Origin of the sequence: Streptomyces sp. ISL-87 (genome assembly GCF_018614095.1) — a bacterium.
Taxonomy (GTDB): domain Bacteria; phylum Actinomycetota; class Actinomycetes; order Streptomycetales; family Streptomycetaceae; genus Streptomyces.
On the sequence record NZ_JAGGOY010000131.1, the window covers coordinates 46,028 to 67,187 of the forward strand.

20 protein-coding genes and 1 riboswitch are annotated in these 21,160 nt (G+C 70.4%); of the genes, 4 read left to right on the forward strand and 16 right to left on the reverse strand.

Features of this window, described 5'->3' with window-relative positions:
- Positions 1–27: 27 nt before the first annotated feature.
- From J7I97_RS35660 to J7I97_RS35675, 4 genes are all read right to left on the reverse strand, one after another.
- Positions 28–2,520, reverse strand: a complete 2,493-nt coding sequence (locus J7I97_RS35660) for a DUF6185 family protein (RefSeq protein WP_214943982.1) — start codon at positions 2,518–2,520, stop codon at positions 28–30.
- 114 nt (positions 2,521–2,634) lie between these two features.
- Positions 2,635–3,024, reverse strand: a complete 390-nt coding sequence (locus J7I97_RS35665; RefSeq protein WP_214943984.1) for a GNAT family N-acetyltransferase — start codon at positions 3,022–3,024, stop codon at positions 2,635–2,637.
- The gene (locus J7I97_RS35670; RefSeq protein WP_214943986.1) at positions 3,024–4,232 is read right to left on the reverse strand and encodes an acyl-CoA dehydrogenase family protein; all 1,209 of its coding nucleotides are present in this window, start codon (positions 4,230–4,232) and stop codon (positions 3,024–3,026) included. Before J7I97_RS35670 ends, J7I97_RS35665 begins: the two co-directional genes overlap by 1 nt.
- Before the next feature lie 147 nt (positions 4,233–4,379).
- Positions 4,380–5,081, reverse strand: coding sequence for a TetR/AcrR family transcriptional regulator (locus J7I97_RS35675; protein ID WP_214943988.1), 702 nt, complete (start codon positions 5,079–5,081; stop codon positions 4,380–4,382).
- Positions 5,082–5,181: 100 nt separating this feature from the next.
- On the opposite strand from J7I97_RS35675, the gene J7I97_RS35680 reads away from it, so the two are divergent.
- Complete coding sequence (locus J7I97_RS35680) at positions 5,182–5,790, forward strand: DUF6230 family protein (protein ID WP_214943990.1); 609 nt, start codon at positions 5,182–5,184, stop codon at positions 5,788–5,790.
- Positions 5,781–6,755 carry a DUF6114 domain-containing protein gene (locus tag J7I97_RS35685; RefSeq protein WP_308365830.1) on the forward strand — a complete coding sequence of 325 codons (975 nt, stop codon included), beginning with the start codon at positions 5,781–5,783 and terminating at the stop codon, positions 6,753–6,755. The genes J7I97_RS35680 and J7I97_RS35685 overlap by 10 nt, the downstream gene beginning before the upstream one ends.
- A 115-nt stretch (positions 6,756–6,870) precedes the next feature.
- On the opposite strand, the gene J7I97_RS35690 is transcribed toward J7I97_RS35685, so the two are convergent.
- On the reverse strand, positions 6,871–7,299 hold the full coding sequence (locus J7I97_RS35690; RefSeq protein ID WP_214943992.1) for an SPW repeat protein: 429 nt from the start codon (positions 7,297–7,299) through the stop codon (positions 6,871–6,873).
- 89 nt (positions 7,300–7,388) lie between these two features.
- Positions 7,389–8,768, reverse strand: a complete 1,380-nt coding sequence (locus J7I97_RS35695; RefSeq protein WP_214943994.1) for a peptidase C39 family protein — start codon at positions 8,766–8,768, stop codon at positions 7,389–7,391.
- Positions 8,769–8,929: 161 nt separating this feature from the next.
- Here J7I97_RS35695 and J7I97_RS35700 point away from each other — a divergent pair, with 161 nt between their 5' ends.
- Both J7I97_RS35700 and J7I97_RS35705 read left to right on the forward strand, forming a co-directional pair.
- Entirely contained in the window at positions 8,930–9,583 is a 654-nt protein-coding gene (locus J7I97_RS35700; protein ID WP_374103761.1) for a uridine kinase, read from the forward strand.
- 388 nt (positions 9,584–9,971) lie between these two features.
- Entirely contained in the window at positions 9,972–11,918 is a 1,947-nt protein-coding gene (locus J7I97_RS35705; protein ID WP_214943996.1) for an AAA family ATPase, read from the forward strand.
- A 97-nt stretch (positions 11,919–12,015) separates the two neighbouring features.
- Here J7I97_RS35705 and J7I97_RS35710 read toward each other — a convergent pair whose 3' ends face one another.
- The 10 genes from J7I97_RS35710 to ribD all read right to left on the reverse strand — a co-directional run bounded on the left by J7I97_RS35710 (position 12,016) and on the right by ribD (position 20,754).
- A complete protein-coding gene (locus J7I97_RS35710) occupies positions 12,016–13,059 on the reverse strand; it encodes a hemolysin family protein (protein ID WP_214943998.1) in 1,044 nt (347 codons plus the stop codon).
- Positions 13,056–14,405, reverse strand: a complete 1,350-nt coding sequence (locus J7I97_RS35715; RefSeq protein WP_214944000.1) for a hemolysin family protein — start codon at positions 14,403–14,405, stop codon at positions 13,056–13,058. Before J7I97_RS35715 ends, J7I97_RS35710 begins: the two co-directional genes overlap by 4 nt.
- Before the next feature lie 199 nt (positions 14,406–14,604).
- Positions 14,605–15,069 carry a PH domain-containing protein gene (locus J7I97_RS35720; RefSeq protein ID WP_214944046.1) on the reverse strand — a complete coding sequence of 155 codons (465 nt, stop codon included), beginning with the start codon at positions 15,067–15,069 and terminating at the stop codon, positions 14,605–14,607.
- 124 nt (positions 15,070–15,193) lie between these two features.
- The gene (gene hisG, locus J7I97_RS35725) at positions 15,194–16,042 is read right to left on the reverse strand and encodes an ATP phosphoribosyltransferase (protein ID WP_214944002.1); all 849 of its coding nucleotides are present in this window, start codon (positions 16,040–16,042) and stop codon (positions 15,194–15,196) included.
- Positions 16,043–16,114: 72 nt separating this feature from the next.
- The gene (locus J7I97_RS35730) at positions 16,115–16,396 is read right to left on the reverse strand and encodes a phosphoribosyl-ATP diphosphatase (RefSeq protein WP_214944004.1); all 282 of its coding nucleotides are present in this window, start codon (positions 16,394–16,396) and stop codon (positions 16,115–16,117) included.
- A gap of 35 nt (positions 16,397–16,431) precedes the next feature.
- Positions 16,432–16,917, reverse strand: a complete 486-nt coding sequence (gene ribH, locus J7I97_RS35735; protein WP_007262951.1) for a 6,7-dimethyl-8-ribityllumazine synthase — start codon at positions 16,915–16,917, stop codon at positions 16,432–16,434.
- 71 nt (positions 16,918–16,988) lie between these two features.
- Entirely contained in the window at positions 16,989–18,290 is a 1,302-nt protein-coding gene (locus J7I97_RS35740) for a bifunctional 3,4-dihydroxy-2-butanone-4-phosphate synthase/GTP cyclohydrolase II (protein WP_214944006.1), read from the reverse strand.
- Positions 18,287–18,940: a nicotinamide mononucleotide transporter family protein gene (locus tag J7I97_RS35745; protein ID WP_214944008.1), complete on the reverse strand. Its 654-nt coding sequence runs from the start codon at positions 18,938–18,940 to the stop codon at positions 18,287–18,289. Before J7I97_RS35745 ends, J7I97_RS35740 begins: the two co-directional genes overlap by 4 nt.
- Positions 18,937–19,599: a riboflavin synthase gene (locus tag J7I97_RS35750; RefSeq protein ID WP_214944010.1), complete on the reverse strand. Its 663-nt coding sequence runs from the start codon at positions 19,597–19,599 to the stop codon at positions 18,937–18,939. Before J7I97_RS35750 ends, J7I97_RS35745 begins: the two co-directional genes overlap by 4 nt.
- Positions 19,600–20,754, reverse strand: coding sequence for a bifunctional diaminohydroxyphosphoribosylaminopyrimidine deaminase/5-amino-6-(5-phosphoribosylamino)uracil reductase RibD (gene ribD / locus J7I97_RS35755; protein ID WP_214944012.1), 1,155 nt, complete (start codon positions 20,752–20,754; stop codon positions 19,600–19,602).
- A gap of 150 nt (positions 20,755–20,904) precedes the next feature.
- Positions 20,905–21,035: riboswitch (FMN riboswitch) on the reverse strand.
- Between the last annotated feature and the right edge of the window lie 125 nt (positions 21,036–21,160).

Sequence of the window (21,160 nt, forward strand, 5' to 3'; positions counted from 1 at the left end):
GGCGCGCGTCGGATCCGCGAGTCGCGACTACCGCGGCGGAGGCGCCATGGGGCCCCCTTCACGGAGGGTCTTCCAGATCGTGGCCAGCGCCAGAAGCTGGGCGAGAAAGAACGCCACCGAGGCGAAGCGCATCTGGTAGACGTACGCGACCAGGTTGGCATTGGTCGGCCAGTAACGCCGCTCGCTCTGAAAGGTCTGCACGTCCATGGCAAAGCCTGTAAGTGTCATCACCGAAACGAATGCGGCAATAGCGGTGCTCGCACCCTGCACACTTTGGCCGATGGCTTGAGCGATGATCTGATGGGCTACGACCGGGATGACGAACGCCACGCCCACGCAGAACGCTTTCGTGGGTCCGTGACGACCGGGGAGATCACGCCACAGCGCCCCCAAGAAGAATCCTCCGGCCACCCAGGTGGTGTGCCAGTAGAGGATCTCCGCCACGATCGAAATGAATCCGCTGTCATTTTGTGTGATGACGATCCAGGATTCATTTTGGACCAGGTCGGTCCAATACATCAGCGCGGTGGCGGGCAGCCCGAAGAAACAGGCGATGAGCGCACTGCGACAAGCGTTTCCCCACCAAGTGGACATCGGACCGAAAGCGAACGGCAGGTCAACAGGCCGCACCCCTTCTGGCAGAGATCGATCCAATTGGTCGATTTCACGCTCGATTGATTCCTGCACCCTGGACGACTCGGGCGAATTACTGGTGTTGAGACGTTGGAGGCGGGACTGGAGTTCCCGAAAATGACGCGCAAGCCGCAACATCTCTGATCTATCGGTTCGCGAGATCACTTTACCCAATGGCGCGTTGTCTGCGGCGGGCTGCTCCAGTACGGACTTCGAATAGCCCAAAGCGAGAACGCCCCATACGGAAACGAAGCCGATAATCAAGGTCAGAACATACCCCGAGAACCCGAAATACACAGCATAGCCGGGCAGAACGGCAATGACGAAGAAAAGTACCAACAGGAGCTTCTCCGCCTGGTTGGGCGTAAACGAATCATCCTGATGCTGTTCAGCCCGGCAGACGCGTAGCACGCCGAGCAAAGCCAGGGGTGTCAAGAACAAGCCGAGGTCCGCCAGACTGACGAGTGCAGTGTAAGGCAAATACCACCACCACCCGTCGCGGAATGTGGCCCACTCTGGCCAGTATTGCGGCCATTCAGGGTCGGCGAGCCAGCTGACGCGTTCCCAGGAGCGATCAAAGGCGAGGTACGCCCACAGCAGAGTCGATGCCGACGCCAGGAGGGAAACAGATACCACCAGCCATTGAGGCAAACTTCTGTCGCCCATGAACAGGACCCGCTGTCCAGCTGAAACCAATCCCAGAAAACAGGCGAAAATCACTACCAGGTAGACGAGTGCAGAAACCCATGATCCGGCAGGGGAAAGCGTGACGTCGCTGTTGGGCAGCAGGTCCAATTCGGACAGTTCAACGCCGAAATACAAACCCGCTGCACAGAGGAAAAAAGCGCACACGAAGACGAGCAGACGCTTCCCCACCCTGCCGAAGAAACACAGGGCGACTCCGAAGAACATCAGAGAAAACAGGAGGAACACCGGCTCGTAATCATGGCTCCACGACAGCCGATGACTCAAGAGCCGATAAATGTTGTCGCCCATGTAGACAGTCAGACCGATAAGCGCCTGCAAGAGCGCCCATGACATCACGACCTTGAGTGTCCTGTCCTCCTTCGGAACGACATTCCTTCCCAGACTCCGCCGAAGCCGTCTGGCGGAAATGATCAGGAGGGCACTTGCGGCGACATAATAGAATGCGCCTGACGCACTGTAGGATCCCAGTGCTTCCCAGAATTCTTCGTCCGTCGCGCTGATGGCGTACCACTGCTGCGCTGGGGGCGGGCGGAACTCTGCCCGGATGATCGGTGTCCGCCTCTTGCTCTGCCACCTCAGTACGGTGCCCGCTTCACCGAAAGTCGGCGGAGGCGTGGCCGACATGGCCCCAGGGCCCCCAAGATGGACGTGCACGTCTTCCCACGTGGCTGCCGCGAGATTCGCGGGAGGTCTCAATTGAACGGTCCACTCGTTCTTTCCCGCGTTCAGCTGCCAGGGTCCGGCCCTGTACTCACCAAGTGCTTGAACCCATGCGACGGCCTCATAGTGGACGGTGACCCATTTCCCATCGGCCCCGACCCCAACCGGCTTCAAGCGCCACTCGTAGTCATAGACGCTATCCGGTGAAACCTTTCCGAGCAGACAGCGCAGCGCGAAACGGTAGTGACCCGAGCGCGTGTCCAGGAGCAGGTCGGAGGCGTATGCCCAGCCCGCCGGAATTCTGAGCTCCATGGTGCTCGTCAGCACGCTGTAGTCGCTGCCGCGGTGGTCGAATTTCGCCGATGCCTTGACCTTCGCCTCGCTGAGCTGGTCGGCGCGGCAGGAGTCGGCAGCTGGGGCCTCGGCAGCCTGGGCCGAGGCCCTGCCGGTCGGCAGGGTGATGAGAACCAGCAGAAGCACGTGCAGCAAAAGCAACGCGGAGCGTCTGAGATGGATCACCGCCCCATCATCTTCTCCGCCGGACCCGCGTGGCGCCCGGCGGCACGGCAGAACCCGTGCAGGTCCACCCCGACGGCCTACATCGGTTCACACCGTGAGGCGGCGGCAGAACGCCTAGAGCGGGAGGAGCCCCGCCGCCGTCGGGCGGAAGCCGCAGGCCGCGTAGAAGGGGGCGAGGTGCGGCTCGTAGTCCACGTGGAGCCATTGCGCGCCCGAGGCCCGCGCCGCTTCGGCGGCGGCGCGGACCAGCTGGACGCCGAGGCCTCGGCGGCGTTCGTCCGGGTGGACGGTGGTGTCCAGGATGAAGGCGTGGGCGCCGCCGTCGCCGGCCACGTTGACGTAGCCGACGAGGCGGCCGGCCCGGCGGGCCGTGATCCATGCCGTGCTGCGCTCCAGCACCGGAGCGAAGGACACCGCCTGGTGCCCGGGCCCGGCCGCGGCGAACAGTTCGTTCAGTTCGACGTCGGCCAGGGCCGGGCGTATCGCGATGTCCAGGGAGGACATCAGCGCGACTCGGGACCCGCCAGGTGGCGGGCGATGACCATGCGCTGGATCTGGTTGGTGCCCTCCACGATCTGGAGCACCTTCGCCTCCCGCATCAGCCGCTCCACCGGGAAGTCCGCCGTGTAGCCGTAGCCGCCGAGGACCTGCACCGCGTCCGTCGTGACGGCCATGGCCGCGTCGGTGCAGAACAGCTTGGCCATCGCCGCCTGCCGGGAGAACGGCTTGCCCGCGTCCCGCAGCCGCGCCGCCGCCAGGTACAGCGCGCGGCCCGCCTCGATCTTCGTCGCCATGTCGGCCAGCATGAACCGCAGGCCCTGGAAGTCCGCGATGGGGTGGCCGAACTGCTTGCGGTCCAGCGCGTAGGTCAGGGCCTCGTCCAGGGCCGCCTGGGCGACACCGATCGCGCAGGCGGCGATGCCGAGGCGGCCGGCGTCCAGCGCGGCCAGGGCGATGGTGAAGCCCTGGCCCTCCTCGCCGATGCGGCGCGCGTCGGGGACCCGTACGCCGTCGAAGTGCAGCTGGGCGGTGGGCGAGCCCTTCATGCCCATCTTCTTCTCGGGAACGGCCGCCGAGAGGCCCTCCGCGTCACCCGGGACCAGGAAGGCCGTGATGCCCTTGGGGCCATCGGCTCCGGTGCGGGCCAGGACGGTGTAGAAATCGGCGACTCCGCCGTGCGTGATCCAGGCCTTGGTGCCGGTGATGATCCAGTCTCCCCCACTCTCGGCTCCGCTCGAGCGGGAGGTACCCCCATCGTCGCGCACCGCCTTGGTGACGAGCGAGGCCGCGTCCGACCCGGCGGCCGGCTCGGACAGGCAGTACGCGCCGAGCAGGCCGCCGCCGAGCATCGCGGGCAGGTGGGCGCTCTGCTGCTCCTTGGTGCCGTAGCCGGCCAGGCCGTGGCAGGCCAGGGAGTGGACACTGACGCCCAGCCCGACGGTCAGGCGGGCCGCGGCGAGCTCCTCCAGGACCTGGAGGTAGACCTCGTAGGGCTGCTCGCCGCCACCGAATTCACCGTCGTACGGGAGCCCGAGCAGGCCCGCCTCGGACAGCAGGGTGAAGATCTCGCGCGGGAACCGCCCGGCGTCCTCTTCGTCGGCGGCCCTGGGGCGGATCTCCCGCTGGGCGATCTCGCGTACGAGTGCGAGGAGGTCCCGGGACTCCTCGGTGGGCAGCTGACGGTCCACCGGCTGCGGGGCGCGGTCAGTCATGGCGGCGCTCTCCTCCCTGGTCGGGAACGGCGGCGGCGCGTGAGGTGTGGGACGCGACGCCGGGTCTCGGTTCTCTCGCAGCCGATGCTGCCCTCACGGATCACGAGAGGGGCTGACCAGCGGCTGCGGCGGGTTGAGTATGCCCGATCAGGGGCTTCCCGTCACCGGTACAAGATCATCGACCTGGTCGGACGACCCCTCGGGAACGGGCGGCGCGGGACACTCCGGGACGAACTCCCCGATGACCGTGAGCGTCGCGCGCAGCTGTCGTACCAGCAGGGCCCCGAGCCGGGCGCGGTCGGGCTGCTCCTCTCCCGTCGGGTCGGCGGCGAGGGTGCCGATCCACTCCAGGGTGGCCCCCTCGACCCCGGAGAGCCAGCCCACCAGGGCGAGCCGGGCGATCGGCGGAACCGTGGGCCGCCCGTACGCGCCTTCGGCGATGGCGGCCACCAGCTCCTCACGGACGGTGTCCCGGATGGCGAGGACCTCGGCGTCGGAGCCGACGCCGCCGGTGACGATGGTGCGGTAGGCGGCCTGGTGGTGCTCGGCGTAGTACAGATACCCCTCGATGGTGCGGCGCACCCGCTCGGCGTTGGGGAGGTCCGGCTCCCCGACGGCGCGGGCGACGAGCTCGGCCACCGAGTCCTCGACGATGGCCAGGTAGTAGCCGCGCTTGCTCTTGAAGTAGTAGTAGATCAGTCCCTTGGCGACGCCCGCCTGCCTGGCGATGTCGTCCATGGAGAGCGCGTCGTACGAGGTGTCGGCGAACAACTTCCGCCCGGTGGCTATGAGTTCGGCCCTGCGGACCTGCGAACGCCCGGCCGTTCCGCGCTGTTGACTATTATTCAAATTCGGCCCTAGCCTCGAACTCCCACAGGATGCCCGAAGTATGGCAGACCTGCCTCATGCACTTCCCCTGCGCACTGGACGACGTACGGGAGGCACTTCCATGAGCACGAACAGCAGACGCGAGGGCCGGGTCGACTGGAAGAAGACGGCCGCCGCCGCGATGCCCGCGGTCGTCGCGGTCGGGGCGATGGCCGTGGTCATGGCGCAGGGCGCGCTCGCCGCCTCCTTCGCCGTCTCGGGGACCAGCTTCCAGGTCTCCTCATCCAAGCTCAGCAGCGAGGGACTCGCCTCCTACGTGCAGACGGACCGGTCCGTCGACGGCAAGGGGCATCCAGTCGCCCTGCTGGGCATCGGCGAGGCCACCCTCACCGACATCTGCCAGGCCGCCGAGGTGGACACCCCATTGGGCACGGTGGTCTTCAAGCTGACCGCCGGCGGCCCGGCCGGGCAGGTCACCGCCAGCAATCTCGTGATCGACGGCGAGGATCTGAACGGCGACGCCACCTTCGGCACCGCCCAGATCGGCCGGGACGCCTCCACCCTCGACGAGGTGGACGGGGTCAAGGGCGAGCCGGGGAAGTTCGGCCTTCAGGCCGGGAACATCGAGGTCGCGGGCGTGAAATCGCACGCCTGGTCCGCGACCGGCGGGAACTTCCACCTCAAGGGCATGAAGCTGAACGTCAGCCTGGACGGCAAGAAGTGCTTCTGAGCGTACGGGGCCTGCCGGCGCGGTGGCCCGCGCCGGCGGAGCACCGGCGGCGGCTGCGCGCGTGGCGCCGGACCCGGCCGTTCTGGGGCGGGCTGCTGGTGGTGCTGGGCGGGGCCGAGCTGCTGCTGGTCCCGCTCTCCCCGCTGACCGTGCTGGTCAGCCTGGGCCTGGGCGGGATCGCGGCGATCGGGATCGGCATCGCGCTGATCGCGGCGGGGCTGTTCCTGTGGTTCCTGCCGCAGGCCCGGGCGTATGTCAGCATCCACGCGCTGCTGCTGTCGGTGCTGTCCTTCGTGGCCACCAACCTGGGCGGGTTCCTGATCGGCATGCTGCTCGGCATCGCGGGCAGCGCGCTGGCCTTCGGCTGGACCCCGCTGCCCGATGAGGAGGAGGCGGGGAGTCCTCGCGTACCGCGCCTGGACGGCAGCGGTCCGCGGACGCCGGCCGCCGTACTGCCGGTGGTGGTGCTGCTGGCCGCGGTGGCAACGGGCGCCCGGCCGGAGGAGGCGACGGATACGGCGGAGGCGACGGTATCGGCCGAGGCCGTCCCCGGGCCGCCGACGGCCGGGCGGACGCCCCCGACGGTCACCACCTCGCTCTTCGCGCCGCAGGGCTTCACCCTCGCGGGCGTCAGCGAGGTGTCCACGGCCGGCGGGCCGCGGAAGGTGCTGGTGCTCAAGATGGCGGCGGCCTCGCTCTACGACTACCGGCTGCGCACCCGCGACGGCCGCGACGAGTACGGGCTGGCCGCCGACTCCCTCGACCTGCGCGGCCACGTGACCTTGTACCTGACCAGGTTCAGCGGGTGCATCGAGGGGCTGGTCTGCGTCACCTTCACCCCCGAGGGACTGCCCGCTCCCCCGGTGATCCCACCGTTCGTCTTCATGACCCGGGTCAGCGCCGAGCAGGCACTGGTCACCTCGGATGTGATCGTCACCGACGGTCTGCGGCTGGAAGCATCGTGATCCCGGTGCGGGCGCGGCGCGCGGAACCCGGACCCGTACCGCTCGTCACTGGTGGCAGACCTCACGCCCGCCGGAAACCGACGGGCGTGAGGTCTGGGACGCGAACGCCCTCCTGTCAGGTAGTGCGGCGCTCGCGGCCGGCCATACCGGCCATGGCCAGGGCAAGCAACAGCCCGACGCCCCCCGCGATGCAGTTGCTGACCACGGTGCGGGTGGTCGAGACGTCACCCACGATGACCCACTGGGAGACGATCGTCCAGGCGGCGATGCCGACGGCCGTCCACGCCATGGCATGGGTGCGTTCGTAGGCGGAGCCCAGCCCGCCCATGCACAGGCAGTACGCCAGGCCGGCGATCAAGTTGTTGATCGCCAGCGCCGTGAGGACGCTGAACCCGGCGATCCACGGCGAGGCCGCGATGTACAGGCCCGTGAGCAGGGCGAGTGCCTCCACGGCCTGCGCGCGCGGCGTTGTGGTGACCTGCTCGAACCTCGTGCGCATCTCGGCGAGGTCGGGGTGTTGTTCGATGCTCGGATGGGTGGTCATGGCGGGCCGCCTCCTGTCGAAGCCTTATATGCCCTATGCCCTTTATGTTCCGCTTACAACCCATTCGGGTCAACGGGAACGGAACAGTTTCAGATCACCCCGACCGCGCGCAGGGCCCGGATCCCGTCGGGGGCCGGGCGGGCGGGGGCGTAGAGGTAGCAGATGCCTCCGCTGCCGGAGACGACCTTGCCCGCGGCGTTGTGGCGCTTGGTCCGCAGCCAGATGTTCTCGAACTCGCGGCGTTTGTAGACGCGGCGGACGGCCGGGTTGTCGGCCGAGTTCGGGTCGTTGGCGATCACGTCGCCCCCCTCGGTGAAGCCGATGACGGTCATCAGGTGGCCGGCCGTGCCGTAGCCCGCGCCGGTGAGCTCCTCGGGGCGGAAGGACTGGGAGGTGATCGCCGGGATCCCGGCCCGTACCAGGGTTTCCAGGTCGGCGAGGGAGCTGAGCCGGGTGACGACTCCAGCGAGGCCGCGGTAGGTGGCGGCGTAGGCGGCGTTGAAGGGCCAGTTTCCGCAGCCCTTGTACGCGGCGTCGTAGGTGGAGCGGGCCGCGTGGCAGACCTGGGGGTCCTTGTACTTCGGGTTGACCCAGGCCAGGGCCTTGCCGTCGGGCTTCCCGCCCCAGTACTCGATGATCATCTGCGAGGACGTGGGGCTGCACCAGGCCTCGCCTCCGTTGTCGTACTCCGGGTACTGGCCGGCGTGGGTCTCTTGCGAGTAGCGCGGGACCTTCAGCTCGCGGCCCCCGCCGGCGGTGGGGACGGAAGCGGGGACGGTGAACCGGTCCGGGATGTCGGAGACCATGGCCCCGGCCAGCCAGACCACGGGGCCACCGGCGCTGCCGGGCCTGCGGTGGAGGGTCAGGCGCAGCTGCCAGTCCGTGATCCGCAGGCCGCTCTCGTGGTGGTCGACGGCCAGCGTGTCGGTCCAGACCGTGGTCTTGCCGTCGGTCTGGCCGTCCACCGAGGTGCGGCGGATGTCGCCGTCGCCGGAGGCCCAGCGGCCCATCACGTACCAGGGGGTGGTGGTGGCGTCGGTGTAGGTGCCGCGCAGTTCGGTCTGGATCCAGGTACCGGCCGGGGTGTGGGCGTTCCAGGAGGCGATGGCCTCGGTGGCGGGCACGGTAGAACGGTGCATCGGGGAGGTCCAGGCCGCGTACTCCCAGGTGCTCTTCTTGCCGGTGTGCGGGTCCTGGTACTCGGTGCGGCCGGCCGGGGTCCCGATCTCCAGGCCGGCGCGGCCGCCGTGGGCTCCGCGGGTGGCGGCGGTGCCGTTGTGGGTACCGGCCAGCCAGTGGCGGTACGCGTACCAGAACCGGTTGTCGACCGTCCGGCCGGCGCCCTTGCCCGGCGGCAGTGCCCCGTCCCCCTTCGGGGCGGAGGCCGAGGCGCTGCCGCCGGAGACGGTGGCGGCGGCGACGGCGAGTGCGGCGACGAGTACGGCCCTGCGCGGTGTGGGTGCGGTCATCGCGGGATCCCCCCGGGGTGGTTCGGTGCGGCCGGTCCAGCAGGTCCAGCCGGTCCAGCCGGTTTCATTGGTGAATTCACCCTTCCAGTTCCCCTCGCCGGGGGGCCGAAGCCCCGGGCCCGTGTCGGGGATGATGCCCGGTCCGGCCGTAGGCTGGCCGGGTGGAGCCACAGCCGTCACGCACATCACTCACATCACTAACGTCACTCGCGCACGAGATCGCCGCCCTGCCCCCGTCGCTCGGGCCCGTGCGGCTGATCGGCATCGACGGGCACGCCGGCTCCGGCAAGAGCACCTTCGCCGGGCGGCTCGCCGAGGCGCTGGGCGGGGCGCCGGTGCTGCACCTGGACGATGTGGCCACCCACGACGAGCTGTTCGACTGGCCCGACCGGCTGTTCGCGCAGGTGCTGGAGCCGCTCGCCGCCGGCCGGCCCGCGCACTGGGCTCCGTACGACTGGGTGGAGCGCCGCTTCGGCCCGGAACGGGTGCTGGAGCCGGTGCCGGTCCTGCTCGTCGAGGGAGTCGGGGCAGGCCGGCGGGCCCTGCGCCCGCATCTGGCGCGGCTGCTGTGGATGGAGACGTCGCGTACGAAGTCCTGGGGACGCGGGAGAAACCGGGACGGGCGTGAACTTTCCGATTTCTGGGACGGATGGGAGCGCGCGGAGCACGCGCACTTCGCGAACGACCCTTCGCGCCCCTTCGCCGACACTCTGGTACGCCAGAGCAGTACGGGATACGAGTGGTCTTCCGGGGCGGCTGTGATCGCAGGAACGGCCACTTCCGTCACCAAGGGTGACGAACTCCCCCGGGCCTGAGCCACCCCGGAAATCCGCCCGCACGGGCCTTCTCCGGCGTGCTTGACCCAGGGCCCGCAGCGGCCTTACGTTCTGAATGCGCGGTCTGCGAAGGCCGCAGCGGACACGAAGCCCCCGGTTGTTCCCCCGTGATCGGGGGCTTCGTTCTGCCCTCGACCCCCTCCGCACCGGTGTCACACGGGTCGATTCGTTCCCAGTTCTTCACCCTGAGTCACCGTGCGCTCCCCGGGTCCGCGATCGACGCGTGCCCGCCGCACCCTACGTAAGGTGCGTAACCGCAGGTACGATGCAGCCCTGATTTCATCGACACCAGTCGGGGCGCCAGACAACTCGCGGGCGCGACGCGGGGGTTGCCGCGCACCACGAGGGCGGGCTTGTGGGGGATGTGATGGACTTCGGCACTCCGGGCGGTACGCACGCCCCGGCCGAACTCGCCTGGTTGCGCGGCGTCGACGCCTGCACCATGGGCGCCTATCCGCAGGCCGAGGAGGAGTTCGGCGCGGCCGTACGGCTCGATCCCACGATGGCCGACGCCTGGCTGGGCCTGCACGCGCTCCGGGTGGACACCACCAACGCCTTATTACGCATGTACACCCACCGGGACCGCTTCGGGGAGCAGCGGGCCCGGCACCGGCGGACGCTGAACTCCTGGTACTGGCTGGGCTGGTGGGTGCAGCCGGTGCTGGAAAGCCGGCGGGATCTCCTGCTGGCCCACGCCTCGCACTGGCTGGACGGCCGCCACGTCCCCGAGCTGGACCAGGCGCTGGCCACTCTGCCCCCGGTGGACGCCGATCCGCAGGTGCGGTTCCTGCACGCCTGCCGGGCGTACCTGGTCAAGGACTGGGAGCAGCTGGTCCGGCACACCGAGCCGCTGGTGGACGATCCGCTGCTGGGCATCGAGGCGGGCCTGTTCGGCGGGATGGCCCGGGTCCGGCTGGAGATGTACGGGCAGGCGGAGCCGCTGCTGTCGGCGGCCCTGATGCGATGTCGCAGCGAGCAGCCCCAGCGCAAGGAGCTGCGGTACTGGCTGGCGCGGGCGCACGAGGGCACGGGGCGCAGCGCGGCGGCGCTGCCGCTGTACCGGGCCGTACACCGGGTGGACCCCGCGTTCATGGACACGGCGGCGCGGCTGACGGCCATCGCCGACAGCGATGACTTCGACGGGTACGCGGGGTTCGCCGGGCACTCCGCCGAGGGGTTCGCCGGGCACGGCCTGTCGCCGGCCGGCGGGGACTACGCGGCGGTGGCGCTGGGCGGCGGCGGCCCCGTCCAGGACATCGCGGCGGACGGGCAGGTCGACGGCCAGGGGGACGCTCCGCTGTCGGCGCCCGACCCGCCCGACCAGCGCTTCGGGCCACCGCCCGCCGGGGGCCGGCTGGAAGGCGTACGGCGCAAGGTGTCCGTGCCGCCGCAGGCCGTTCCGGCGGGGCTGCCGCCGGGGCCCGCAGATCCGGAGGCCCTGGCCGAGGCGCTCGCGGAGCTGGAGCGGATGGTGGGCCTGGAGCCGGTCAAGCGGCAGGTGAAGGCGCTGTCGGCGCAATTGCACATGGCCAGGCTGCGCGCCGGCCAGGGGCTGCCGGTGCAGCCGCCGAAACGGCACTTCGTGTTCTCGGGGCCCTCCGGCACGGGCAAGACCACGGTGGCGAGGATCTTAGGGCGGGTCTTCTACGCTCTCGGGCTGCTCGGCGGGGACCACCTGGTGGAGGCCCAACGGGCCGACCTGGTCGGGGAGTTCCTCGGGCAGACGGCCGTGAAGGCCAATGAGCTGATCGATTCGGCGATCGGCGGGGTGCTGTTCGTGGACGAGGCGTACAGCCTCTCCAACTCCGGCTACAGCAAGGGCGACGCGTACGGGGACGAGGCCTTGCAGGTGCTGCTGAAACGGGCGGAGGACAACCGCGACCACCTCGTGGTGATCCTGGCGGGCTATCCGGCGGGGATGGACCGGCTGCTGAACACCAATCCGGGGCTGTCCTCGCGGTTCACCACCCGGGTGGATTTCCCGAGTTACCGGCCGCTGGAGCTGACGGCGATAGGCGGGGTGCTGGCGGAGGCGAACGGGGACCGCTGGGACGAGGAGGCCCTGGACGAGCTGCGGAGCATCAGCGGGCACGTGGTGGAACAGGGCTGGATCGACGAGCTCGGCAACGGCCGCTTCCTGCGCACGCTGTACGAGAAGAGCTGCGCGTACCGGGATCTGCGGCTGGCGGGGTTCGCCGGGGAGCCCTCGCGGGACGATCTGGCGACGCTGCGGCTGGCGGACCTGATGCAGGCGTACGGGGAGGTCCTGTCGGGCCGGGGCCCACAGGACCGCCCGGAGCCGCCTCCGCTGTAGCCCGCCGGGCGGGTTTCCCTGCGGCTGGGCCCCAGGGAAACCCGCGCGAAGGGGCGGGGCGGGGAGAAGACCCCGCGCTGCGGTTTACGCGCTGCGTCTACGCGCTGCGGGCGTACGCGCGGTGCGCCGGGTCGCGGACTTCTCCGACCAGCATCTCCAGTACGTCCTCCATGGTGACCAGGCCCAGGATCCGGCCGGACGGGTCCGCGACCTGCGCCAGGTGGGTGGCGTCCCGGCGCATGACGCTCAGTGTGTCGTCCAGCGGGAGGGTGGAGCACAGGGTGGTCATCCGGCGCCAGACCCGCTGGGGCACGGCCCGCTCCCGGTTCTCCAGGTCCAGTACGTCCTTCACGTGCAGGTAGCCCATGAAGGCGCCGCCCTCGGAGCGGACGGGGAACCGGGAGTAGCCGGTGCGCACCGTCAGCTGCTCGATCTGCCGCGGGGTGGCCGAGGGGCCGACCGTGACGAGGCGGTCCCGGGCGAGGAGGACGTCGGTGACCGGGCGGCTGCCCAGTTCGAGGGCGTCCTCCAGGCGTTCCTGCTCGACCGGCTCCAGGAACCCGGCCTGCCGGGAGTCCTTGAGGAGCCGGCCGAGCTGGGCGCTGGTGTAGACGGCCTCGACCTCGTCCTTGGGCTCGACCTTGAAGAGGCGGAGCACCAGGGTGGCGCAGGCGCCGAGCGCGGTCGTGATCGGCCCGCAGACGCGGGCGAAGGCGACCAGGCCGGGGCTGAACCACAGGGCGGTCTTCTCGGGGGCGGCCATGGCGAGGTTCTTGGGGACCATCTCGCCGACGACCAGGTGCAGGAAGACAACGGCGGCGAGCGCGAAGGCGTAGCCGAGGGGGTGGATCAGGCCCTGCGGGATGTGGACGGCGTGGAAGACGGGCTCCAGCAGCCGGGCCACGGTGGGTTCGGCGACCGCGCCGAGGGTGAGCGAGCACATGGTGATGCCGAACTGGGCGGCGGCCATCATGCGCGGCAGGTTCTCCAGGCCGTGGAGCACCTGGCGGGCCCGCTTGGAGCCGGCCGCGAGGGGCTCGATCTGGCTGCGGCGGACGGAGACGAGGGCGAACTCGGCGCCGACGAAGAAACCGTTGGCCAGGACCAGGAGCAGGGCGAAGAGGAGCTGGAGGGCGTTCACCGGCCCACCGCTTCCAGCTCGGCGGGCGCGGGCGTGGCCGCCATGCGGACCAGCCGGACCCGTTCGGCCCGGTAGCGGCCGACCTGGCGGACCGACAGCTTCCAGCCGGGCAGTTCCGCGCGGTCCCCGGGGGCGGGGATACGGCCGAGCAGATCGGCGACGAGGCCGGCGACGGTCTCGTAGGGGCCTTCCGGGACCTCCAGGCCTATGCGGCGCAGGGTGTGCACACGGCAGCTGCCGTCGGCCTCCCAGGAGGGCCGGCCATCCTCGGGGGGTACGGCGGCCAGCTCGGGGCTGTCGTCCTCCGCCGAGTCGTGCTCGTCGCGGACCTCGCCGACGAGTTCCTCCACGATGTCCTCCAGGGTGACGACTCCCGCGGTGCCGCCGTACTCGTCGACGACCACGGCCATCGGCTGTTCGCTGCGCAGCCGCTCCAGAAGCGGCTGCACCGGCAGTGAGCCGGGCACCAGCAGCGGGGCGACGCAGATCCGCGCCACGGTGGTGCGGCCGCGCTCGGATTCGGGCACGGCGAGGGCGTCCTTGAGGTGGACCACACCGGTGACCTCGTCGATGCGGTCGCGGTAGACCGGGAAGCGGGACAGGCCGGTGGCCCGGGTCAGGTTGAGCACGTCGGCCGCGGTGGCCGTGTGCTGGAGGGCGCTGACCTTCACCCGCGGGGTCATGACGTGCTGGGCCGTGAGCTCGCCCAGCGACAGGGTCCGTACGAAGAGGTCGGCGGTGTCCTGTTCGAGGGCGCCGGCCTGCGCAGAATGGCGGACCAGGGAGACCAGTTCGCCGGGGGTGCGGGCGGAGGCCATCTCCTCGGTCGGCTCCACGCCGAGCGCCCGGACGAGCCGGTTGGCGACGGCGTTCAGGGCCGCGATGACCGGCCGGAAGGCGCGGGAGAAGACCTGCTGCGGGCCGGCCACGAAACGGGCCACCTGGAGCGGCCGGGAGACCGCCCAGTTCTTCGGGACGAGCTCGCCGACGACCATCTGGACGGCGGAGGCGAGCAGCATGCCGATGACGACGGCGACGCCGGATACGGCTCCCCCGGGGATGCCGGTCGCGGCGAGCGGCCCGGACAGCAGGGCCGCGAAGGCCGGTTCGGCGAGCATGCCGACCACGAGGGAGGTGATGGTGATGCCGAGCTGGGTGCCGGAGAGCTGGAAGGACAGCTCCCGCAGGGCCTCGACCACCGTGCGGGCACGGCGGTCACCGTCGGCTGCGGCGCGTTCGGCCTCGGGTCGCTCCACGGTGACAAGGCCGAATTCGGCTGCCACGAAGAAACCGTTGGCGAGGATCAGGGCGAAAGCCGCCACAAGCAGGAGTAGCGGGATGGTCATGCCGCCGCCTCCACAGGGAGGGCGGCGCGGGTACTACCGGACGATCCGTCCATTGCTGGAGGGAGTCACTCCTCAAGTCGCAGGTGCCCACGGGCCACGAGGTCCGGGGCCGGCGGGAGGGCGCACAGCTGCGCCCCGCCACCAGGGTAGTCACTGAGATCGCCGCCGCAATGGGACGCAGCGACAAGGCTGGGCGGACTCAGTGGTCGATTGCCCCGGTTCCCCGGGTTTCGGCGAGGGCGCGCAGGGCGCGGGCGTCGGCGATCGCCTGGGCCCTGGCGACCCCGGGCTGGATGCCGAGGGCGGGCAGGCTCGTGCCGTCGCTCAGGTCGAGGAACACCCACGGGTCGCCGGGGCGGAGATTGACGCGCAGGATCTGCGCCCACTCCAGCCGGCGGGTGTTCGTGAGGTTGACCACAGTGACCCCGGTCTCGTCCGCGACCACCTTGGGGCGGCTGAGCAGGACGAGTACGGAGGTCAGCAGGACGGCGGTGAAGATGAAGCTGATCCGCTCCCCCGGGCTGAGGGTCTCCAGGAGCAGGGCGATCGCCGTGATGGTGGCGAACATGGCGGAGCCGACGCCCAGCAGGACGGCCCGGGTGCGGGTCGGCCGGAAGGTGACCGGCAGGGCGGGCAGTGCGGGCTGGGCGGCGGACTCGGCCATGGTGCGTGTGATGCCTTCTGGAGGTGTCGTACGGATCTGATGGACGTACGGGTCCCGGTGGACGTACCGGTCCCGGTGGACGTACCGGTCCTGGAGGACGTACCGGTCCTGGAGGACGTACGGGTCAGAGGCGGCAGGCGTGGATCGAGGTGGTGAGGATCGCACGCGCGCCGAGCTCGTACAGGTCGTCCATGATCCGCTGGGCTTCCTTGGCGGGGACCATCGCGCGGACGGCGACCCAGCCCTCGTTGTGCAGCGGGGAGATGGTCGGCGACTCCAGGCCCGGGGTGAGGGCGACCGCGCGCTCCAGGTGCTCGGCGCGGCAGTCGTAGTCCATCATCACGTAGCTGCGGGCCACCAGGACACCCTGGAGGCGGCGCAGGAACTGCTGGGCCTGCGGGTCGTCGGCGTCGGTGCCGTTGCCGCGGATCACCACGGCCTCGGAGGTGAGGATCGGCTCGCCGATGACCTCCAGGCCGGCGTTGCGCAGGCTGGTGCCGGTCTCGACGACGTCCGCGATGATCTGGGCGACGCCGAGCTGGATGGCGGTCTCCACCGCGCCGTCGAGGTGGACGACGGAGGCGTCGATGCCCTTCTCGGCGAGGTGCTTGGCGACGATTCCCTCGTAGGAGGTCGCGATCGTCATCCCGTGGAAGTCCTCGGGGCCCTTCGCGGTGCCGGGCTTGGTGGCGTAGCGGAAGGTGGACCGGCCGAAGTTCAGCGGCAGGATCTCCTCGGCGCTGGCGCCGGAGTCGAGCAGCAGATCGCGGCCGGTGATGCCGATGTCGAGCTTGCCCGAGGAGACGTAGATCGCGATGTCCTTGGGGCGGAGGTAGAAGAACTCCACACCGTTCTCGGGGTCGACGACGACGAGTTCCTTGGACTCCTTGCGCTGCCGGTAGCCGGCCTCATGGAGCATCGCCGACGCCGGTCCGGAGAGTGAACCCTTGTTGGGGACGGCGATGCGCAGCATGGGGCTTCCTTTGGTGCGTAGGTGCGAAAGGGTGTGCGGGCGGGGGCGGGGGCCCGCGCGTGGGGCTCCGGCCTAGAGGTGCGCGTAGACGTCGTCGAGGGAGATCCCGCGCGCCACCATCATCACCTGGACGTGGTAGAGCAGCTGGGAGATCTCCTCGGCGGCGGCTTCCTTACCCTCGTACTCGGCGGCCATCCAGACCTCGGCGGCCTCCTCGACGACCTTCTTGCCGATGGCATGAACGCCCTTGCCGACGAGCTCGGCGGTGCGGGAGGAACTGGGGTCGCCGTTGGCGGCCTTGAGCTGGAGCTCGGTGAAGAGCTCTTCGAAGCTCTTGGTGGGTTTGTTCGCCATGATGGTCCTCAGAATAAGGGGTCCCCCGCCGCCACTCAGCGCCAGGGTTCGCTGACGGTCCGCAGGGTCATGGCGGTGGAGACGGCGGCGGTGACCGCTTCGTGCCCCTTGTCCTCGTTCGACCCCTCAAGCCCGGCGCGGTCCAGCGCCTGCTCGTCGTTGTCGCAGGTCAGGACGCCGAAGCCAACGGGGACTCCGGTGTCGATCGACACCTGTACCAGGCCCTGGGTGACGCCCTGGCAGACGTAGTCGAAGTGCGGGGTGCCGCCACGGATGACCACTCCGAGGGCGACGATGGCATCGTAACCGCGACCGGCCAGTACCTTCGCCACCACCGGCAGCTCGAAGCTGCCCGGGACGCGCAGCAGGGTGGGCTCGTCGATGCCCAGCTCGTGCAGGGCCCGCAGGGCGCCGTCGACCAGCCCGTCCATGACCTTCTCGTGCCACTGGGCCGCGATCACGGCGACCCGGAGGTCGCCGCAGTTCTTCACGCTCAGTTCGGGTGCGCCCTTGCCGCTCACAGCTCTGCTCCTCGGTGGTTCGGTGGTTCGGTGGTTCGTACTGGGAATTCGTGCCGGGTGTGTGTACGTGCTTACTGGTTGCCGCAGGCGGACGTGGTCTGGGCCTCGTCCAGCCAGGGCAGGTCGTGCCCCATCCGGTCCCGCTTGGTGCGCAGGTACCGCAGGTTGTGCTCGCCGGCCTCGACGGGCATCGGCTCCCGGCCGGTGACCGCGATGCCGTGGCGGACCAGGGCCGAGGCCTTGTCGGGGTTGTTGGTCAGCAGCCGGACGGCGTGCACGCCGAGGTCGGCGAGGATCTGCGCGCCGGCCCCGTAGTCGCGGGCGTCGGCGGGCAGGCCCAGCTCCAGGTTGGCGTCCAGCGTGTCGCGGCCGCGTTCCTGGAGCTCGTAGGCGCGCAGCTTGGACAGCAGTCCGATGCCGCGGCCCTCGTGGCCGCGCAGGTAGACGACCACACCGCGGCCCTCGGCCTGGATGCGGGCCATGGAGGCGTGCAGCTGGGGGCCGCAGTCGCAGCGCTGGGACTGGAAGATGTCGCCGGTCAGGCACTCGGAGTGCATCCGGACCAGGATGTCGGCGCCGTCGCCGATCTCGCCGTGGACGAGGGCGACGTGCTCGACCCCGTCGACGGTGGAGCGGTACCCGTACGCCGTGAAGTCGCCGAAGGCCGTCGGCAGGCTGACCTCGGCCTCGCGGCGCACGGTCGGCTCGGCGAAGCGGCGGTAGGCGATCAGGTCCTCGATGGAGATGATCGTCAGGCCGTGCTTGCGGGCGAAGGGGATCAGCTCGGGCAGTCGCAGCATGACGCCGTCCTCGCCGGCGATCTCCACGATGGCGCCGGCCGGGCGCAGGCCCGCGAGGCGGGCGAGGTCGACGGCGGCCTCGGTGTGACCGTTGCGGACCAGGACGCCGCCGGCCTTCGCGCGCAGCGGGAAGATGTGGCCGGGGCGGACGAAGTCTCCGGGGCCGGAGACCCCGTCGGCGAGCAGCCGCAGGGTGGCGGCCCGGTCGGCGGCCGAGATGCCGGTGGTGACGCCGTGGGCGCCGCTCGCGTCGACGGAGACGGTGAAGGCGGTCTTCATCGACTCGGTGTTGTTCTCGACCATCTGGGGGAGTTCGAGCCGGTCCAGCTCGGGGCCCTCCATGGGGGCGCAGATCAGGCCGCGGCACTCGCTCATCATGAACGCGATGATCTCGGGGGTGGCCTTCTCGGCCGCGATGACGAGGTCTCCCTCGTTCTCGCGGTCCTCGTCGTCGACGACGACGACCGGCCGGCCGGCCGCGATGTCGCGGATGGCCTGCTCGACGGGGTCGAGGCGGAAGGTCTCCTCGGAGGCGTCGTCGAGCGCGTCGGGCACGGGCTTGAGGGTGGTCATGCCGTTGCTCCTTCGATGGCCGTGGCGGAAGTGGTGCGCGAGCGCTGGTACCAGTCGTAGGCGCCCCAGAGGACGAGCGCGAAGTAGACGACGTAGACGAGGCCGGAGAAGGCCAGTCCGCTGTTGAAGGCGAGGGGGACGCCGACCAGGTCGACGAGGAGCCAGGCGAACCAGAACTCGACCAGGCCGCGGGCCTGGGCGACCATCGCGACGATCGTGCCGACGAAGATGTACGCGTCGGCCCAGGGGCTCCAGGACAGGCTGGGGTACAGGGTGAACAGGCCGCCGACGGCGAGGGTGCCGAGGGCCGCTCCGGCCAGCAGCAGTCCGCGTTCCTTCCAGGTGGCGGTGCGCACCGCGATGGAGCCGTCCTGGGCCTGCTGCTTGCCGCGCTGCCAGGCGCGCCAGCCCCAGACGGCCACGCCGATGACGAGGAGCTGCTTGCCGACGCCGCCCGAGAGGTGCGCGGAGGCGTACGCGCCGACCAGGATCAGGCCGGAGAGGAGCTGGGCGGGCCAGGTCCATATGGAGCGGCGCCAGCCGAGGGCAAGGGCGGCCAGGCCCATCAGGTTGCCGATCATGTCGGACCAGATGACCTTCTGCTCGAAGACCGTGAAGGCCTCGGTGTTGAGCCAGGAGAGAGCGCTCACTGGTCCGTCTCCTTCTCGGAGGCCTGCCCGGAAGCCTGCTCGGAGGCCGCGGCGGCGGTCAGGGGGTCCACACCGGCGGCCAGCAGGCGCTCGACGTACTTCGCGAGGACGTCGACCTCCAGGTTGACCGGGTCGCCTGGCTGCTTGATGCCGAGCGTGGTCAGCGCGAGGGTGGTGGGGATGAGGCTGATGGTGAAGTAGTCCGCGGCGGCCTCGACCACGGTGAGGCTGACGCCGTCGACCGTGATGGAGCCCTTCTCGACGACGTACCGGGAGAGGTTCGCCGGGAGCGCGATCTTGACGATCTCCCAGTGCTCCGAGGGGGTCCGGGAGAGGATCTCGCCGGTGCCGTCCACGTGCCCCTGGACCAGGTGGCCGCCGAGCCGGCCGCCGAGGGCCATCGGGCGCTCCAGGTTGACCCGGGAGCCCTCGTGCAGGGCGCCGAGGCTGGAGCGGTTGAGGGTCTCCTGCATGACGTCGGCGGTGAACTCGCCGTCGGCGGTGTCCACGACGGTCAGGCAGACGCCGTTGACGGCGATGGAGTCGCCGTGCTTGGCGCCGTCGGTGACGACGGGGCCGCGCAGGCGGAAGCGGGAGGCCTCGGCGAGCTGCTCGACGGCGGTGACCTCGCCCAGTTCTTCGACGATTCCGGTGAACACTCAGTGCTCCTTCGGGGCGGTGGTGGGGACGGCTGTGGCGGGTACGGCGGTGATGCGCAGATCGGTGCCGACGCGGACGGCCTCGGTGATGTCGAGGCGCACCGCCTGGGCGATGTTCGTGATGCCGGCGTCGGCGAGGGCGGGGGGGCCCGCGCCGAGGAGTGCGGGGGCGATGTAGCCGACGACGCGGTCGACGGCTCCGCCTTCGAGGAAGGCGCCCGCGAGGGTGGGGCCGCCTTCCAGGAACACGGAGCGCACACCGCGGGCGTACAGCTGCGTCAGGAGGTCGTGGACGGCGATGCGGCCGTCGTGCAGGGGGAGCCGCAGGAGTTCGACGCCCGGCAGGTGCCGGGTGTCGGCGTCTTCGGCCACGACGAGCAGGGTGGGCGCCGCGTCGTCGAGGATGCGGGCGGTCGGCGGGAGCTCGGCGCGGGTGTCCAGGGCCACGCGCAGCGGCTGGGTGGCGGCGGTGACACCGGCGACCCCGCGCACCGCCAGGTGGGGGTCGTCGGCGCGCAGGGTGCCGCCGCCCACCAGGACGGCGTCGGACTCGGCGCGCAGCCGGTGGACGTCGGCGCGGGACTCCGGGGAGGTGATCCAGCGGCTGCTGCCGTCTGCGGCGGCGCTGCGGCCGTCGAGGGTGGCGGCGTACTTCCAGGTCACGTGGGGGCGGCCCAGGCGTACGGAGGTCAGCCAGGCGATGTTGCCCGCCTCGGCCTCGGCCTTCAGGAGTCCGGCCTCGGCCTGGATCCCGGCGGCGCGCAGGGTGGCGCCGCCACCGCTGGCCTGCGGGTTCGGGTCGGAGACGGCGTAGACCACGCGGGTGACGCCGGCCTCGATGAGCGCCTGCGCGCAGGGGCCGGTACGGCCGGTGTGGTTGCAGGGTTCGAGGGTGACGTAGGCGGTGCCACCGCGGGCCGCGTCGCCTGCCGCGCGCAGGGCGTGGACCTCGGCGTGCGGGCCGCCGGCCTGCTGGTGCCAGCCCTCGCCGACGACGGCGCCGGTGGCGTCGGTGATGACGCAGCCGACGACCGGGTTGGGGCTGGTGGAGCCGAGTCCGCGGGCCGCGAGCTCGATGGCGCGGCGCATGGCGTGCGCGTCGGCTTCGTGCGGTGTCTGCGCGGCGTGGTTCGCCACCGGGTCCTCCTGCCTCATCGGGCACGGACTCCGGGGCCTGTCGGGATACGACAGATGAAGCGGGACAGCGCACATGGGGACGCCGAGGCCGAAAATACGGTCCGATCGGGCAGGTCCCGAGGGAAATGCCGATGAACCGCCGACGGCGGCGTACCTGTGACTGGCCCGCCGCGCACTGCCTCCCATCCGGACTTTAACCGTCGGTCCAGGAATTTCACCTGGTCAACCGGCCGCTGGCTGCGGACGGGTCGCGGACTATAACCGCCGGTTCGGAATTACACCGACCCCGGAGTGCGCTGCTACTGGTACTAGGGCCAGTGTGCCACGGGTGATCCGCGGCCATGCGGGTGAGGGGATGTGGCCTGACTCACAAGGGGGAGGGTTTCGCGGGGCCTGTCAAGTTTCGCGGGGCCCGCCGAGTGCG

Bases quoted from the DNA above. Each gene is read 5' to 3' on its own strand.
- J7I97_RS35730 (WP_214944004.1), bottom strand. From the start codon at position 16,396: ATGGCGAACAAACCCACCAAGAGCTTCGAAGAGCTCTTCACCGAGCTC.
- J7I97_RS35670 (WP_214943986.1), bottom strand. From the start codon at position 4,232: ATGACTGACCGCGCCCCGCAGCCGGTGGACCGTCAGCTGCCCACCGAG.
- J7I97_RS35705 (WP_214943996.1), top strand. From the start codon at position 9,972: ATGGACTTCGGCACTCCGGGCGGTACGCACGCCCCGGCCGAACTCGCC.
- J7I97_RS35665 (WP_214943984.1), bottom strand. From the start codon at position 3,024: ATGTCCTCCCTGGACATCGCGATACGCCCGGCCCTGGCCGACGTCGAA.
- J7I97_RS35740 (WP_214944006.1), bottom strand. From the start codon at position 18,290: ATGACCACCCTCAAGCCCGTGCCCGACGCGCTCGACGACGCCTCCGAG.
- J7I97_RS35720 (WP_214944046.1), bottom strand. From the start codon at position 15,069: ATGGCCGAGTCCGCCGCCCAGCCCGCACTGCCCGCCCTGCCGGTCACC.
- ribD (WP_214944012.1), bottom strand. From the start codon at position 20,754: ATGAGGCAGGAGGACCCGGTGGCGAACCACGCCGCGCAGACACCGCAC.
- hisG (WP_214944002.1), bottom strand. From the start codon at position 16,042: ATGCTGCGCATCGCCGTCCCCAACAAGGGTTCACTCTCCGGACCGGCG.
- J7I97_RS35690 (WP_214943992.1), bottom strand. From the start codon at position 7,299: ATGACCACCCATCCGAGCATCGAACAACACCCCGACCTCGCCGAGATG.
- J7I97_RS35695 (WP_214943994.1), bottom strand. From the start codon at position 8,768: ATGACCGCACCCACACCGCGCAGGGCCGTACTCGTCGCCGCACTCGCC.
- J7I97_RS35680 (WP_214943990.1), top strand. From the start codon at position 5,182: ATGAGCACGAACAGCAGACGCGAGGGCCGGGTCGACTGGAAGAAGACG.
- J7I97_RS35715 (WP_214944000.1), bottom strand. From the start codon at position 14,405: ATGACCATCCCGCTACTCCTGCTTGTGGCGGCTTTCGCCCTGATCCTC.